This window comes from Nocardia sp. NPDC052112, assembly GCF_040680135.1.
Classification (GTDB): Bacteria; Actinomycetota; Actinomycetes; order Mycobacteriales; family Mycobacteriaceae; genus Nocardia.
The window spans coordinates 380,482-395,099 of sequence record NZ_JBFAWD010000001.1 but is presented as its reverse complement, the minus strand read 5'-3'; the positions used below and the strand labels follow the sequence as shown (position 1 = coordinate 395,099).

Sequence of the window (14,618 nt, the reverse complement as noted above, 5' to 3'; positions counted from 1 at the left end):
AGGGCCCGTGCGGCCGCCCGCCGCCGGGCCGCCGCGGCGCAGGCGGATAGCGACGAAACCGCCGCGGCCGACCGGCTCGAGCCCAATGGCAAGATCACCGTGGCCAACCGGATCACGACCGATACCGCGATGGTCGACCGCCCCAAGCCAACCGGCAAAATCGGCATTGGCCCCGCCGGTTCCGAAGGATCCGGTGAGGCGCCGACACCCGGAAGCCGGTCCCGCCGCACCCGGGCCCGTCGCGCCCGCGCGCGAGCGCTCAAACAAACAGCACGCACAGAATCGGAGCCGAGTACACATGAGTGAGCGAAGCGAGCGGCCTGTCAGCCCAGCTGAGCAGCACCCGACAAGTCCGACCGAACCGAGTCGCATCGAGGTCCGCACCGCCGATCCCTATCCGGTGATCGTCGGTCGCGGCCTGCTCGGCGAGCTCGTCGAGTCGGTCGTCGGTGCGACCACGGGTGTACGCACCGTCGCGATCTTCCATCAGCCACCGCTGGCCGAAACCGCCGAGGTGGTGCGCAAGGCTCTGGCCGACAAGGGTATCGACGCGCATCGTGTCGAAATCCCGGACGCCGAGGCGGGCAAGGATCTGGCCGTGGCGGGCTTCTGCTGGGAGGTGCTCGGGCGTATCGGGCTGACCCGCAATGATGTCGTGGTATCCCTCGGCGGCGGTGCGGCGACCGATCTGGCCGGATTCGTCGCCGCCACCTGGATGCGCGGAGTGCATATCGTGCATGTGCCGACCACGCTGCTGGCCATGGTCGACGCTGCGGTCGGCGGTAAGACCGGAATCAATACCGAAGCGGGTAAGAATCTCGTCGGCAGCTTCCACGAACCAACCGCGGTGCTGGTGGATCTGGCGACCTTGGAAACCGTGCCACGGAATGAGATCGTCGCGGGTATGGCCGAGATCATCAAGGCCGGTTTCATCGCCGACCCCGTGATCCTGGAGTTGGTGGAGCGCGATCCGGAGGCCGCACTCGATCCGACCGGCGACGTGCTGCCCGAACTGATCCGTCGTGCCATCCAGGTGAAAGCCGATGTCGTCGCCGCCGATCTCAAGGAAGCCAGTCTGCGCGAGATCCTCAATTACGGCCACACCCTCGGCCACGCCATCGAGCGTCGCGAGCGCTACCGCTGGCGGCACGGCGCGGCCGTCTCGGTCGGTCTGGTCTTCGCCGCCGAACTCGGCCGCCTCGCCGGTCGCCTCGACGACGCCACCGCCGACCGCCACCGCACCGTGCTGGCCAGCGTCGGCCTGCCGACCGGCTACGACGCCGACGCCCTCCCCCAACTCCTCGACACCATGCAGACCGATAAGAAGACCCGCTCTGGTGTGCTGCGCTTCGTGGTCCTCGACGGTCTCGCCAAACCCGGCCGCCTCGAAGGCCCGGACCCCACCCTGCTGGCCGCCGCATACTCGGCGATCGCCCGCGAGGACAGCGCCAACAGCGGCGCGATCCTGCTGTAGCCACGAACGGCGAAACGGCGCATCCGAGTCGGTTGCGCCGCTTCGCATTCTGGTTCTCGGCCACAGGTACCGCCGCCACCCGACGGACGCACACAGGACTGCGGCCCACCAGGAAAAACGAAGGCGACCCTCCGGCCGATGAGGGTCGCCTCCGGTCGAATTCGCCAGCGGCTACGCGGGAGTCGCGGCAGACTCCGGCGCCTGGGATGCGGGCTGGTTCGCGGACTTGTTGATCCGGCGGTCGGCGATGAGGCGGCCGATGCCGACGCCGATGAGGCCCGGAATGAAGACCAGCAGGACGATGAAGGACGCACCCGCGGTCAGTTCGAACAGCAGACCGTTATCGCCGAGATCGAATCGGGGCAGCCAGTCGAGCAGCCACGAAGCCGCGCCGCTACCCAGACCGGCGGCGACCGCGGTCTTCAGCCACAGGATGGTGAGGTCGGAGCCGTGCTCCGGATCCGGATGGACCTCCCGGTCCTTGCGGCCATCCAGCACACCCCAGAACACGACCGCGGCGAGCAGCACCACCAGGCACAGCGGTCGCATCCAACTGCCCTGGGTCGGCCAGTACACCATCGCGAATCCCAGCAGGGCACGCAGGACGACGACCAGCGCACCGAGCCCTATGGCTCGCAACACCCAACCATTCATGGTCAACACCATAGCCTCGAGTCAGCCGGATCCAAATGAGAACCGGTTACAGATTTATCGCCGCGGCCATTTCCGCATGCGGAGCCGGGCGGCCGGTGAACTGTTCGACCTGCCCATAGGCCTGATTCAGCAGCATCGCCAGCCCGCTCACCACAGTGTGCCCCGCCCGTGCGACCGCAACGGCCAGCGGCGTCGGCCACGGATTGTAGATCGCGTCGAGGACCACCGGCGCCGTCGCCACCGCCTCGGCGACGACGGCGGCGGCCTCGGCCGGGATCGTGCTGACCACGGCACCGGCATCCGTGCACACCGCACGCAATGTGTCCCTGTCGAAACCGATCACGGCGGTGGTCATACCGAGCCGCTCCGCGAGATCCACTGCGCTGCGCGCCCTTCCGGCATCGCGGGCGACAACGGTCACCGTCTTCGCACCGAGTTCGGATAATGCGAGCAATGCCGGACGCGCGGTCCCGCCGGCACCGAGCACCACGGCCTCCGACAACTCGCCGACACCACCATCGCGCAGCGCGCCCAGCACCCCGTCGACATCGGTGCAGTCGGCACGCCAGCCACCGCCCGCTTCCGAATCGAGCCGAACCAGGGTGTTCGCCGAGCCCACCAGCACGGCACGCTCCGTGCGTTCGCTCGCATACGCCAGAGCGGCCTCTTTGCCTGGCATGGTCACCGAAAGCCCGACCCATTCCGGCCCGAGCCCATCGACCAGACCGGGCAACTCCTCGGCCGAACATTCGATCCGCTCATAGATCCAATCCAGGCCGAGCGCACGGTAGGCCGCCAGATGCAGCTGTGGCGAACGCGAGTGCGCGATCGGCTTGCCGAGCACGGCCGCCTTGCGCGTTTCCGGCATCGCCTCACCTCCCACTGTCGAGAATTCCGCTTTGCCTGGCCTTTTCGATATTGCGCAGATGCTCGCTGTAGCTCTCGGTGAACAAGGTGGTCCCCTGTTTGTCGACGGTTACGAAGTACAACCACGTCCCCGGCTCTGGATTCTCCACCGCGCGCAGCGCATTCAACGACGGCGCGGAGATCGGGGTGGCCGGCAGTCCCGGCATCGCGTAGGTATTCCACGGCGTGCGCTTGGACCGGTCGGCGTCGGTGGTCGCGACCTCGGTGCGGTCCAGCGCGTAGTTCACCGTCGAATCGAACTGCAGCGGTTGGTTGGCCGCGAGCCGGTTCACGATCACGCGCGCCACTTTGCCCATATCTTGCGGCAGCGCTTCGCGCTCGACCAGCGAGGCGGCGATCAGGGTCTGGTACGGATTCAGCTTCGTCTCGGCGCCCGACTGCAGCAAACCGGTCGACTCGTAGCTGCGCGCACTCGCGCTCACCAGCTGCTTCAGGATCTGCTCCGGCGTGCCGCTCGGATCGAAATCCCAGGTGCCGGCCGCGATCAGGCCCTCCAGCTGCCTGCTGCGGTCCGGTACGTCACGCACCCGCTGCTCGGCCCAGCTCGGCACGCCGAGGGCGGTCAGATCCGCACCCGCCCCGGCGGCGTCGAGCTGGTCATAGGTGATGCACTTCTGATTCGTACCGGTGCCGACGCAGCTGGCGTCGGCGATCTTGCGGTAGATGCCGTCCTTGCGCGAACCGGTATTCACGTCCTGCTGGTCGTGCAGCTGCCGTCCCTCGGAGACGACCAGGTTGCCGACCCGCGAACTCTTGTTGAGCAGCGCCGTCACCGCCTGCGCGGACGGGCTGTGACTCGGGATCGCGTAGTAGCCGGGCTGCACCGAATTCATATTCGAATTGCGCACGGCCGCTTGGAAGAAGGCCTGACTACTCGCGACGACGCCCTTCTTCTGCATCTCCTCCGCGATCTGGTTCGACGTATCGCCCGGATGCACCTGCACCACCACCAGCGGTCCGACCGGACCCGAGAAATCCTCGGGCGCGCCGAACATCTTCATCAGTTTGAAGCCGGCGAACACCGCGGCACCGGCGAACAGCGCCACGAACAGCACACCCATCAGCCAGATATTCCGGCGGCGCTTCTTCCGCTCGGCGGCCTTGCGTGAGGCCGCCCGGGACCGTCGGCCGCGCGAGGGCGCACTGCGCCGACGCTCCGAACGGGACTCCGCACGCTCCTCACTGCGACTCCCGCCGCGCTCGGACCTGCCGCGCCCGGACCGCGCGGATGCGGCGCCGGAGCGTCCACCACCCAACCCGTCACCACGAGACCGCCGCGGCGGCGCACTCTCGTCACGCTGGGGACGCCCGCGCCGCGGTTCTCCGCGCTCGGCACGCTGGGGACGCTGCTGGGCCGCGCGCCGCGAACGCTCCGCCGCGAGTACCTCGTCGTGATCTTCGTCGGTGTAGCGCGGGATAACCGTGGTGTCGTCCTCGTAGTCCTCCCATGCCTGGTCGTTTCGCCGGTAACGCCGCTCAGCCTCGCGCTGACGGAAACGTTCCTCGGCTCGCGCCCATCGATCCGTCATGCACCGTCTCCGGACTCAGACGCCGCTTCGGCCGACTTCAACACCGCACTCCGTTCGTCCAACCATCCTTGCAGGATCGCTACGGCGGCCGCCTGATCGATCACCTGCCGCTGGCCACGCGCGCGAACTCCACTGTCCCGCAATGCACGTGCAGCAGACACCGTAGTCAAACGTTCGTCGGAAAGTCGGATAGGCACAGGTGCTATGACTGCGCGCAAACGCTCCGCGAATGCCAGCGCCGCATCGGCGGCAGTCCCTTTTTCCCCGCGCAATGTCCGTGGCAGACCGACGATGACCTCGACAGCCTCGTACTCCCGCACAATTTCGGCAATCCTGGCGATATCGCTTGCCGGTCCCGGCGCGCGCTTATTCGGCTTTGCGCGCGCCACCGTTTCCACGGGCGTGGCGAGCATGCCGTCCGGGTCACTGGAGGCGACCCCGATTCGGACACTGCCGACATCGATACCGATCCGTCGGCCGCGGCCGGGATCGGTGACGGGCGAGGGACGATGACTCTCCGAGTCGCCCATCATCCGGTCGGCGAGGCCACCCGAGCACGGACCGCGGCCAGACCGACTTCGATGCCCGAGGGGTCCGAACCAGCGCCCTGCGCCATCTCCGGCTTGCCGCCGCCGCGACCGGAAATGCTTGGGCCGAAACTGGCGACCAGATCTCCGGCCTTGAAGCCGAGATCCTGTGCGCTCTTGTTGACCGTCACGACGAACGGCACCTTGCCATCGGCATTGCCGAGCAGCACAACGATCGCCGGTTCGGTGCCGAACCGGCCCCGGATATCGGTGGCGAGGGTGCGCAGATCACCCGCGGCGACACCCTCGGGCGCGGCGGCGGCCACCAGCAGCACGCTGCCGACCCGCTCGGCCTCGTCGACGAACTTGCCCGCCGAGGCGAGCACCGTGGCGATCTTGGTGCGCTCGAGCTCCTTCTCGGCCACCTTCAGCCGCTCCACAAGCTGCTCGACGCGTGCGGGCACCTCCTCCGAAGGCACCTTCAGCGCGGACGCGACACCGGCCAGCAGCGCACGTTCCTTCGCCAGATACTTGTAGGAGTCCAGGCCGACGAAGGCCTCGACGCGCCGCTTACCGGAACCGATCGCCGATTCGCCGAGCACGGTGATCGGGCCGATCTGCGAGGAATGCTGCACGTGCGTACCACCGCACAGCTCCATCGAGAACGGTCCGCCGATCTCCACCACGCGCACCTCGTCGCCGTAGTTCTCGCCGAACAGTGCGAGCGCGCCCATCTGCTTGGCCTTGGGCAGGTCGGTAACAAAGGTATTCACCGGGAAATCCGCGCCGATAGCGTCATTGGAAACGGCCTCGATATCGGCCTTCTGTTGCTCGGTGAGCTGGCCCTGCCAGTTGAAGTCGAAGCGCAGATAGCCGGGCTTGTTCAGCGAACCGGCCTGCACGGCATTCGGGCCGAGTACCTGGCGCAGCGCGGCATGCACCATATGCGTGCCGGAGTGGCCCTGAGTGGCACCGTGGCGCCAGGCCGGATCGGCTTGGGCGAGAACGACATCGCCCTCGGTGATCTGCCCCTGTTCGACCGTGGTCTTGTGCACCCACAGCTTCTTGGCGATCTTCTGCACATCGTTGACCCGCAGCTTGAGGCCCTGCGCCGTGATGGTGCCGCGATCGGCGATCTGACCACCGGACTCCGCGTACAGCGGACTGCGGTCCAGGATGACCTCGACGTCCTGACCAGCGGTCGCGGTCGGGACCCGGACGCCGTCGGCAATCAGCGCCAGGACGTGCGCCTCGGAGGTCAGCTCGTCGAAACCGGTGAATTCCGTTGCGCCACGATCGACCAGCTCCTTGTAGATGGACAAGTCGGCATGGCCGTGCTTGCGCGCCTGCGCATCCTCCTTGGCCATCTTCCGCTGCTCGGCCATAAGCGAGCGGAAACCCTCCTCGTCGACCGACAGTCCGGCCTCGGCCGCCATCTCCAGGGTCAGCTCGATCGGGAAACCGTAGGTATCGTGCAGTTTGAAGGCATCCGAGCCCGGAATTGTCTTGCCGCCCTTGGCCGAGACCTCGTCGACGGCGTCGGCGAACAGCCGGGAACCGGTGTTCAAGGTCTTGAGGAACGCCGTCTCCTCACCCACCGCGACATTCTCGATCCGCGCGAAGTCGGTGGCCAGTTCCGGATACGACGGCGACATCAGCTCGCTGACGACCTTCATGAATTCGCCGATCACCGGCTTGTCCGCGCCGAGCAGTCGAGCCGAGCGCACGATCCGGCGCAGCAGGCGGCGCAGCACATAACCGCGACCCTCATTACCCGGGTTGACGCCGTCGGCGATCAGCATGGCCGAGGTGCGGGCGTGGTCGGCGATGACGCGGAAGCGGCGGTCGTCCTCGTGTTCGACACCGTAGGACCGGCCGGTCAACTCCTCGGCCTTATCGATGATCGGGCGCAGCAGGTCGGTCTCGTAGACGTTGTCGACGCCCTGCAGCAGCAACGCGATGCGCTCGACGCCCATACCGGTATCGATATTCTTCTTGGGCAGCGATCCGATCGGCGGGTGACCGAGCTTGGGGCTCTGCTCACCGCGGATGTCCTGCATGAAGACCAGATTCCAGATCTCCAGGTAGCGGTCCTCGTCGGCGACCGGCCCACCGTCCTTGCCGTATTCGGGGCCGCGGTCGTAGTAGATCTCCGAACATGGGCCGCCCGGTCCGGGCACACCCATATCCCAGTAGTTGTCCTTGCCGTCGCGGAACTGGATCCGCTCCTTCGGGATGCCCGCGACCCGGTGCCAGATCTCGGCGGCCTCCGGATCGGATTCGTAGGCCGTCACCCAGATCCGCTCGGGATCGAAGCCGTAGCCGCCGTCCTCCTGCGACTTGGTGATCAACTCCCAGGCGAGGGTGATGGCCCCCTCCTTGAAGTAGTCACCGAAGGAGAAGTTGCCCGCCATCTGGAAGAAGGTGTTGTGCCGGGTGGTGACGCCGACCTCTTCGATATCGCCGGTGCGGACGCATTTCTGCACACTGGTCGCGCGCGGGAACGGCGGCGCCTCCTGCCCCAAGAAATACGGCTTGAACTGAACCATGCCCGCGTTGACGAACAGCAGGGTCGGGTCGGCCAGGATCAGCGAGGCACTGGGCACCTCGGTGTGTCCGGCACGGACAAAATGGTCCAGGAATCGCCGTCGGATCTCGTGGGTCTGCACAAATATCCAGCCTACCGGTGTCGCGCATCCCCTTTTTCAGCGACCGGGTGCAGCCGCACACTTGCTGCCGCTGTCAGCGGACCCAGGACTTCAGGGGCTCGATATCCATGCTGATACCGACCGGATCAGGAAGCACGATCGTCTGGCCGAGCCGATGCCGGATAGTGCTGGCGTAGACGCCGTCCTCAGGACTACTGAACACAAAAGATTCTCCGCTGTCGCGATCTATCAGCAGGTATACCGGGATGTGGCTTCCGCATACGCGCGCGGCTTCTCGACACGGTCGCGCCGGTCGATGTCGGAGTCATAGGACGTCACCTCGACGACCATCACTGCCGGATCTGGGTCGACCCAGCATCCTTGTCCGGCAAAGGAACCGTCCGGTGCCAACACGCCATCGGCGCGCGCCCTGCCATTACGGTACTTGTCGACCTTGATATCGACTTCCTGGTACAGCCAGAGTTCGCCTCGGAGTGGAAGGATCTGTCGAGCAATCCAACGGATAATCTCGGCGTGATCCCCATCCGGCACAGCCTTCACCCCCAGCTTCCCGTACAGAAACTCCAGCGTTACCGTCTCCCCCGAATGCCTGGCGAGCTGTTCGAATTCCGCTGAGAGCATTCGAGGCCGATCCGCCATGGCCGGTATCAGGTCCTCCTGTTCTGCTCGGCCGGACGGTTGATGCACCGATGCAGTCACCGATACGCCGCACGCGTCGGGGAGCGGCTGGCGGTCGCGCACCGTCAGCGTCCTCGGACAATTCTGCGCAACTTCTCGACCCGGTGTTGGATATCGCGTTCGCCACCGTGGTCGGTCGGGGTGTAGTAGTCGCGGCAGACGATTTCGTCGGGCGGATACTGCTGAGCCAAGACACCGTCCGGATCGTCGTGTGGGTACTTGTAGCCCTGGGCGTTGCCGAGGGCGGCGGCTCCCGCATAGTGACCGTCACGCAGATGTGCTGGGACCGCACCCGCCTTGCCCGCCGAGATATCGGCGAGCGCGGCGCCGAGCGCGGCGGGCACGGCACCGGATTTGGGGGCCGTGGCCAGGTGGATCGTCGCGTGGGTCAGGGTGAGTTGGGCCTCGGGCATCCCGATCAACTGCACGACGTGTGCCGCCGCGACCGCGGTCTGCAGCGCCATCGGATCTGCCATGCCGATGTCCTCGCTCGCCGAGATCACCAGGCGGCGGGCGATGAAGCGGGGATCCTCGCCCGCGCTGAGCATGCGGGCGAGATAATGCAGGGCCGCGTCGACATCCGAGCCGCGGATGGATTTGATGAAAGCGCTCACCACGTCGTAGTGCTGGTCACCGGCACGGTCGTAGCGGACGGCGGCCTTGTCCACGCTGGCCTCGACCAGATCCACATCGACGGTGCCGTCCAACGAGGATTCCGCCGATGCCTCCAGCGCGGTGAGCGCCCGGCGCGCGTCACCACCCGCGATCCGGACGATATGCTCCAGCGCGGCATCGGTCACCGTGTACGCGCCGTCGTAACCACGCGAGTCCGCGAGCGCACGGTCGAGCACCAGCCGGATATCGGCTGCGGTGAGCGACTGCAATTGCAGTACCAGCGAACGCGACAACAGCGGTGAGACCACCGAAAACGACGGATTCTCGGTCGTCGCGCCGACCAGCAGCACGATTCGGTTCTCTACCGCGGCCAGCAACGCGTCCTGCTGGGTTTTGGAGAAGCGGTGCACCTCGTCGATGAACAGCACGGTCTGCTCGCCCGCGGTGAGACGGCGGCGGGCCACATCGATGACCGCGCGCACCTCCTTCACACCCGCCGACAGGGCCGACAACGCCTCGAAGCGACGACCGGTGGCCTGCGAAATCAACGAGGCCAGCGTGGTCTTGCCGGTTCCCGGCGGCCCGTACAACAACACCGACGCCGCGCCCGAACCCTCGATCAACCGCCGCAGCGGTGAGCCGGGGCCGAGCAGATGCTGTTGGCCCACCACCTCGTCCAATGTCGCCGGCCGCATCCGCACCGCCAGCGGCGCACCGGCATCGCGGCGCACCACACTGTCGATGGAGTGTCCGGTCGGCACCTCGTCGCCGGGCACGTCGAATAAGCCTTCGCTCACGTCGAGCACGTTACCGAGAGGGTCCGACAGCTCCGGGACGTGTGTCGACTTGCGAGACGCCACGCGATTCCAGGAGCAGAATTTTCTCGCGACAGGTTGTCGATTTCCGTCGAGCTCGCTCGTCGGAACGATACGACGGCCCGACCGGCGGGTCGGCGCAACCCGAAGGAGCGAGAACATGAGCCAGTACCTGGTGCTGATCTACGAGGACGAGAACGCATACGCGACCGCATCGGAGCAGGTCATGGGCGAGGTGTACCAGGCGCACGTGACTTTCCAGGAGATCGCGGGCGACGCGGTGCAAGGCGGCAACGCACTTCAGCCGACCGCAACCGCCACCGCCATCCGGCAGAACGACAACGGGGACTTCACCGTGACCGATGCCCCGTTCGCCGAGGCCAAGGAGGCACTCGGCGGCTACTACCTGATCGAGGCCGCGGATCTGGACGCCGCGATCGCCATCGCCAAGCAGGTGCCCGCCCGGTTCGGCGGCGTCGAGGTGCGCCCGATCATGACCTTCGACTAGCCCTGTGCCGATCGATACCGAAGCGGCCGCGGCCGTCGAGCAGGCGCACCGTCGCGAATGGGCCTTCGTGCTCGCTGCGACGGTGCGCCTCGTCCGCGACTTCGACCTCGCCGAGGAATGCGTCCAGGACGCCTATGCACGCGCACTCACCGAGTGGGCGGCGCATGGCGTTCCTGTCAAGCCCGGCGCCTGGCTGACCACCGTCGCCCGCCGCCGCGGCCTGGATCTGCTGCGCCGCGACTCGGCCATGCGGCGCACACTGCCGATGCTGATTACCGATCAAGCCGAGGACACCGCTGATCTCGCACTCGCGGAATTGGATTCGACCTCGGCCATTCCCGACGACCGGCTGCGTCTGATCAGCACCTGCTGCCACCCGGCCCTGGCTCGCGAGGCCCAGGTCGCGCTGACCCTGCGTCTGGTCTGCGGTGTCACCACCGCCGAGGTCGCCCGCGCCTTCCTCACCAGCGAATCGACCATGGCGGCCCGGATCACACGCGCCAAGAAGAAGATCGCGGTAGCGCGCATTCCGTATCGGGTGCCGTCGGTGCGCGAGCTCCCGGAGCGCCTCGACGCTATCTGCGCGGTCATCCATCTGCTGTTCACCACCGGACACACCGCGCCGTCGGGTGACGCGCTGGTGCGCGCCGATCTGGTCGACCGGGCACTCCAACTTGCGCGAATGATGCATGCACTCGTCCCGGACGACCCGGCGGTCACCGGCCTCCTGGCCCTGATCCTGCTCACCGACGCGCGCCGCACCGCCCGCGTGGACGCCGAAGGCCGCCTGTGCACCCTCGAACACCAAGACCGCTCTTGCTGGGATCGCGAGGCCATCGCCGAGGGCATCGCCTTGGTGAAAACCGCTCTGCCACATACGGATCGATACACCTTGCAGGCTGCCATCGCCGCCGTCCACGATGAGGCACCGTCCTGGGCCGAAACGGACTGGCGCGAGATCACCGGCCTCTATGTATTGCTACTCCGAATCTGGCCCTCACCGGTGGTGCGCCTCAATCACGCGGTGGCAGTTGGCCTTTCCGGCGAGCCGACCCGAGCCCTCGCCCTGCTCGACGCCCTCGCCGACGAACCCTCACTCGCCACCTATGGGTATCTCGAAGCCTCCCGCGCGGAGTTCCTCACCGAACTGGGCCGCACCACCGAAGCCGCCCGAGCCTACGAATCCGCACTGCTCCTCACCGAAAACACCATAGAGCGAGCCCACCTCGAATCCCGCCTGTCCGATCTCACGCCCTGACACCCATTGCGGATTCCACGTCGGACGCGGAGTCCCTGGCCCGCAACTCTTCTCACGTTCGCACCCCTCCGATACCCCCTTTATCAGGTGTGCACTCGCGACGAGGGGTCCGCAGACGACGAAGTCATGGCAAACACCCTCGCAACCAGGCCGCCTATTCTTCGGCCTCGGGATCTCGCACCTGCGGCGAACCCGCCACCGAAACCTACTCCGACCAGCGCTCTTCGAGCATCGCCGACACGTCCTCGGCGAAATCACCGACCGAGTCGTCCCCGGTGCAGCGCGCGTCTTCCGCCAGGGCGGCCCAGCGGTTGATGAGGGCTTCCGAACGCGGGACCGAGAGGCCGTGCTCGCGGGCGGAGGCGATGCGGGTGTGATCGGCGGGCAGGAACCAGTAGGTGGTGAGCCAGACCCAGATGAGGCGGGCTTCCAGGATGCGTTCGGCGAGTACGGCGTCGTCGGCGAGAGCGGGCCAGACGCCGACGACCTCGGCGCGCCACGCCTCGACCATTTGCTTGGCGCGTTCGCGGGACAGTTCGAAGTCGCAGAGGCAGCCGGGGAAGGACACCAGCGCGTAGGCGATATCGAGGGTGGCGTCGCGGTAGCCACCCCATTCGTAGTCGAGGAAGCGGGCGCCCTCGTCATTGAGGATCACATTGTCCGGGCACAGGTCCGAGGGGCTGAATGCGCGGAAGCGACCCGCCGAGAACAGGCGATTACCTCGGACGATCCGCTCGGCGATCTCACCGGGCACCTCGATGCCGAGTTCGCGCTGCAGCATGCCGGGCACCTCGGAGATGGCGGCCTCGGCCTGTTGCGCGATGCCGTCGACCCGGTGCACCACATCCACCCGGCGCAGCAGCGCGACGAAATCCGCCTCACGCCCGACCGTTGCCGCATGCATCCGACCGAGTGCCTGTGCGAAGGCCATCAGCGCATTGCGAGTCGCCGGTTCGGCACCGGATTGCAGCACCTGCGTCAGCCGGGCGTTCTCCCCGAGATCACTCAGGACGAGCAACCGGTCCGGGAGGCTGTGCGCGATCAGATAGGCGCCGGGCCGCTGTTCACGGCTGAGCGCGGTGGTGAACTGATACGACACGGCCTCGCGTAGAAATGCGGAGTCGATGCTGGCGACGCCGGGCGCGAGACCACCCGTCGTGCGGTCCGCCGCGGATCCGCGAACCTGCTTGACGATGAGCGTCCGGGGCAGGGAGAAGGCGTTCTCTGAAACACGCACGCGTAGGACCGTCGTCCTACCACTACCGCTGAGTTCCATCGGATCGCTCAGCTTTACCGGAGCACCCATTCGCTTTGTGAGCAACTGCTGTGCTGCGGACACGACTTCGGCGGCGCGTTCGGCCAATAGTGCGGTCATCGCTAATCAAGCTACTCGCACCGGGTCACTTCTAGCGAGCGGTTACACAACCTTTCCGCGTCGTTCGGCGTGTCTGCGTCAAGGTTGCGGAACGGGCGCTGCTTGCTTGACACCATTGCGGCTGTCCGGTTTTCTCATCGTCAACTGCCGTGCGCCACACCGCAAACCAGTTGTGTCGAAAGGTCTGCAGACTATGTCCGACTCACCGTCGTCCACGCCGAACGAACCAACTGGCTCGCACCGAACGAGCGGCGGCGCGCCCGACGAAGGTGGCGAACAGCTCGCCGCGCGTCCGGGTCAGCACGAAAGTACCGATCCGCAACCGACGGAACCAGGCGCCGAGCACGGCAGGCACGAGATGGCCGGGCCCGCGGGCTACCCACAGTTCGAGGGGCCCGGTGCGGCGCAGTACGGTAGTGAACCACTGGAGCCGCCACCGCCGGTCGGCGCGCCTGGACAACCGGGACAGCCGACCTACGGTCCACCGGGAACCGGACCCGGTTCGGCACATCCCGGAACAATGCCCCCCGGTGAAATGCCGCCAGGAGTCGCCGCGACGCCTTCTGGCGTGGGCTCGGTGCAACCCGGCTTCGAACCGGCTGGCCCAGCAGCGCCTGGCCTGACGAAGCCCGGTACCATGCCGCCGGGTGCCATACCCCCTGGCGCAATGCCGCCTGGCGCAACACAACCCGGCACGATGCCGCCACCCGGCACCATGCCCCTGGGCGCTCAGCCCGACGCACCGACCTACGGCTACCAATCGGCCCCCGGCGCACCGACGACCCTCGATGTCGGCAACGCCCTGAGCTACGGCTGGGAGAAGTTCCGCGCGAATTTCGGCCCCTGGCTGGCCGTTACCGCGATAGGCGTGATCATCTATCTCGCCTTCGTGCTCATCGTCCAGGTCGTACAACCGAATTCGCTGTTCAGTCTGTTGCTGATCTTCCTCGTGGTGATGGTCGCGATCTGGCTGCTGCAGGCTGCCATGATCCGCGGCGCCCTCTACGAAACCGACGGCAATAAACCGACCTTCGCGTCCTACTTCCATTTCGTGAGTGCGGGCAATGTCCTCTTGACAGCCCTGCTCGCCTTCGCGCTCACCTGGATCGGCGCGGCGCTGTGCTTCGTACCCGGTCTGATCGCCGGATTCCTGTGCATGTTCTCGCTGCACTTCGTCGTCGATCAGGAACAGGGCCCGTTCGAAGCCGTCAAGTCCAGCGCGACGCTGGTCATCACGAATATCGGGCAGGCTTTGCTACTCGCCCTCGCGGTGCTCGTCATCACCTTCGTCGCCACCCTGCTGTGCGGCTTCGGACTACTGGTCGCCGGACCGGTGTGCACGATCGCGGTGACCTACGCCTACCGGGCACTCACCGGCGGCACCGTGTCCGTGTCCTAACCTTCGGTGCGCTGGGCGCATCCGCTCCCAGCGCACCGAAACCCCAGCCCCGTAATAGAATTGGCGATCACTTCGAGGGCATCGACCGCATCCACCACCACTGCTCGAGCCGGGTGATCGGTCCGCCTTCGCTCCCCGCCCGCGGGCGCAGCGCCAGCACGAGCACTCCGGCCATGACTACCAGCCGAAC

At 66.7% G+C, this 14,618-nt stretch carries 14 protein-coding genes; 4 read left to right on the top strand and 10 right to left on the bottom strand.

The window, feature by feature from the left end; translation table 11 throughout:
• The first annotated feature begins 298 nt into the window (after nt 1-298).
• Nucleotides 299-1,474 (top strand): 3-dehydroquinate synthase, encoded by a 1,176-nt coding sequence (gene aroB / locus AB0L58_RS01845; RefSeq protein ID WP_364379345.1) that lies wholly within the window; start codon nt 299-301, stop codon nt 1,472-1,474.
• Between the two features lie 171 nt (nt 1,475-1,645).
• Here aroB and AB0L58_RS01840 read toward each other — a convergent pair whose 3' ends face one another.
• The 8 genes from AB0L58_RS01840 to AB0L58_RS01805 form a co-directional block, all read right to left on the bottom strand.
• Nucleotides 1,646-2,128, bottom strand: a complete 483-nt coding sequence (locus AB0L58_RS01840) for a B-4DMT family transporter (RefSeq protein WP_364379342.1) — start codon at nt 2,126-2,128, stop codon at nt 1,646-1,648.
• A 46-nt stretch (nt 2,129-2,174) separates the two neighbouring features.
• A complete protein-coding gene (locus AB0L58_RS01835) occupies nt 2,175-2,996 on the bottom strand; it encodes a shikimate dehydrogenase (RefSeq protein WP_364379339.1) in 822 nt (273 codons plus the stop codon).
• Nucleotides 2,997-3,000: 4 nt separating this feature from the next.
• The gene (mltG, locus tag AB0L58_RS01830) at nt 3,001-4,584 is read right to left on the bottom strand and encodes an endolytic transglycosylase MltG (protein ID WP_364379336.1); all 1,584 of its coding nucleotides are present in this window, start codon (nt 4,582-4,584) and stop codon (nt 3,001-3,003) included.
• A complete protein-coding gene (gene ruvX / locus AB0L58_RS01825; protein WP_364380170.1) occupies nt 4,581-5,114 on the bottom strand; it encodes a Holliday junction resolvase RuvX in 534 nt (177 codons plus the stop codon). Before ruvX ends, mltG begins: the two co-directional genes overlap by 4 nt.
• Entirely contained in the window at nt 5,114-7,780 is a 2,667-nt protein-coding gene (gene alaS, locus AB0L58_RS01820) for an alanine--tRNA ligase (protein WP_364379333.1), read from the bottom strand. Before alaS ends, ruvX begins: the two co-directional genes overlap by 1 nt.
• Nucleotides 7,781-7,853: 73 nt before the next feature.
• The gene (locus AB0L58_RS01815) at nt 7,854-7,982 is read right to left on the bottom strand and encodes a hypothetical protein (RefSeq protein WP_364379330.1); all 129 of its coding nucleotides are present in this window, start codon (nt 7,980-7,982) and stop codon (nt 7,854-7,856) included.
• 26 nt (nt 7,983-8,008) lie between these two features.
• Nucleotides 8,009-8,521: a Uma2 family endonuclease gene (locus AB0L58_RS01810; RefSeq protein WP_364379327.1), complete on the bottom strand. Its 513-nt coding sequence runs from the start codon at nt 8,519-8,521 to the stop codon at nt 8,009-8,011.
• Between the two features lie 2 nt (nt 8,522-8,523).
• A complete protein-coding gene (locus AB0L58_RS01805) occupies nt 8,524-9,900 on the bottom strand; it encodes a replication-associated recombination protein A (protein WP_364380167.1) in 1,377 nt (458 codons plus the stop codon).
• A 148-nt stretch (nt 9,901-10,048) separates the two neighbouring features.
• Here AB0L58_RS01805 and AB0L58_RS01800 point away from each other — a divergent pair, with 148 nt between their 5' ends.
• Both AB0L58_RS01800 and AB0L58_RS01795 read left to right on the top strand, forming a co-directional pair.
• The gene (locus AB0L58_RS01800; RefSeq protein WP_364379324.1) at nt 10,049-10,396 is read left to right on the top strand and encodes a YciI family protein; all 348 of its coding nucleotides are present in this window, start codon (nt 10,049-10,051) and stop codon (nt 10,394-10,396) included.
• Nucleotides 10,397-10,400: 4 nt separating this feature from the next.
• Nucleotides 10,401-11,654 carry a sigma-70 family RNA polymerase sigma factor gene (locus AB0L58_RS01795; RefSeq protein ID WP_364379321.1) on the top strand — a complete coding sequence of 418 codons (1,254 nt, stop codon included), beginning with the start codon at nt 10,401-10,403 and terminating at the stop codon, nt 11,652-11,654.
• 205 nt (nt 11,655-11,859) lie between these two features.
• Here the strand turns inward: AB0L58_RS01795 and AB0L58_RS01790 are convergent, their stop codons facing one another.
• Together AB0L58_RS01790 and AB0L58_RS01785 are read right to left on the bottom strand one after the other, a co-directional pair.
• Nucleotides 11,860-13,029: a kinase gene (locus AB0L58_RS01790; RefSeq protein WP_364379318.1), complete on the bottom strand. Its 1,170-nt coding sequence runs from the start codon at nt 13,027-13,029 to the stop codon at nt 11,860-11,862.
• A 202-nt stretch (nt 13,030-13,231) separates the two neighbouring features.
• Nucleotides 13,232-13,489 (bottom strand): hypothetical protein, encoded by a 258-nt coding sequence (locus AB0L58_RS01785; protein WP_364379315.1) that lies wholly within the window; start codon nt 13,487-13,489, stop codon nt 13,232-13,234.
• Nucleotides 13,490-13,726: 237 nt separating this feature from the next.
• On the opposite strand from AB0L58_RS01785, the gene AB0L58_RS01780 reads away from it, so the two are divergent.
• The gene (locus AB0L58_RS01780) at nt 13,727-14,428 is read left to right on the top strand and encodes a hypothetical protein (protein WP_364379312.1); all 702 of its coding nucleotides are present in this window, start codon (nt 13,727-13,729) and stop codon (nt 14,426-14,428) included.
• The last annotated feature ends 190 nt before the right edge of the window (nt 14,429-14,618 follow it).

Bases quoted from the DNA above. Each gene is read 5' to 3' on its own strand.
- AB0L58_RS01790 (WP_364379318.1), bottom strand. From the start codon at position 13,029: ATGACCGCACTATTGGCCGAACGCGCCGCCGAAGTCGTGTCCGCAGCA.
- mltG (WP_364379336.1), bottom strand. From the start codon at position 4,584: ATGACGGATCGATGGGCGCGAGCCGAGGAACGTTTCCGTCAGCGCGAG.
- aroB (WP_364379345.1), top strand. From the start codon at position 299: ATGAGTGAGCGAAGCGAGCGGCCTGTCAGCCCAGCTGAGCAGCACCCG.
- AB0L58_RS01780 (WP_364379312.1), top strand. From the start codon at position 13,727: ATGCCGCCACCCGGCACCATGCCCCTGGGCGCTCAGCCCGACGCACCG.
- AB0L58_RS01800 (WP_364379324.1), top strand. From the start codon at position 10,049: ATGAGCCAGTACCTGGTGCTGATCTACGAGGACGAGAACGCATACGCG.
- AB0L58_RS01835 (WP_364379339.1), bottom strand. From the start codon at position 2,996: ATGCCGGAAACGCGCAAGGCGGCCGTGCTCGGCAAGCCGATCGCGCAC.
- ruvX (WP_364380170.1), bottom strand. From the start codon at position 5,114: ATGGGCGACTCGGAGAGTCATCGTCCCTCGCCCGTCACCGATCCCGGC.
- AB0L58_RS01840 (WP_364379342.1), bottom strand. From the start codon at position 2,128: ATGAATGGTTGGGTGTTGCGAGCCATAGGGCTCGGTGCGCTGGTCGTC.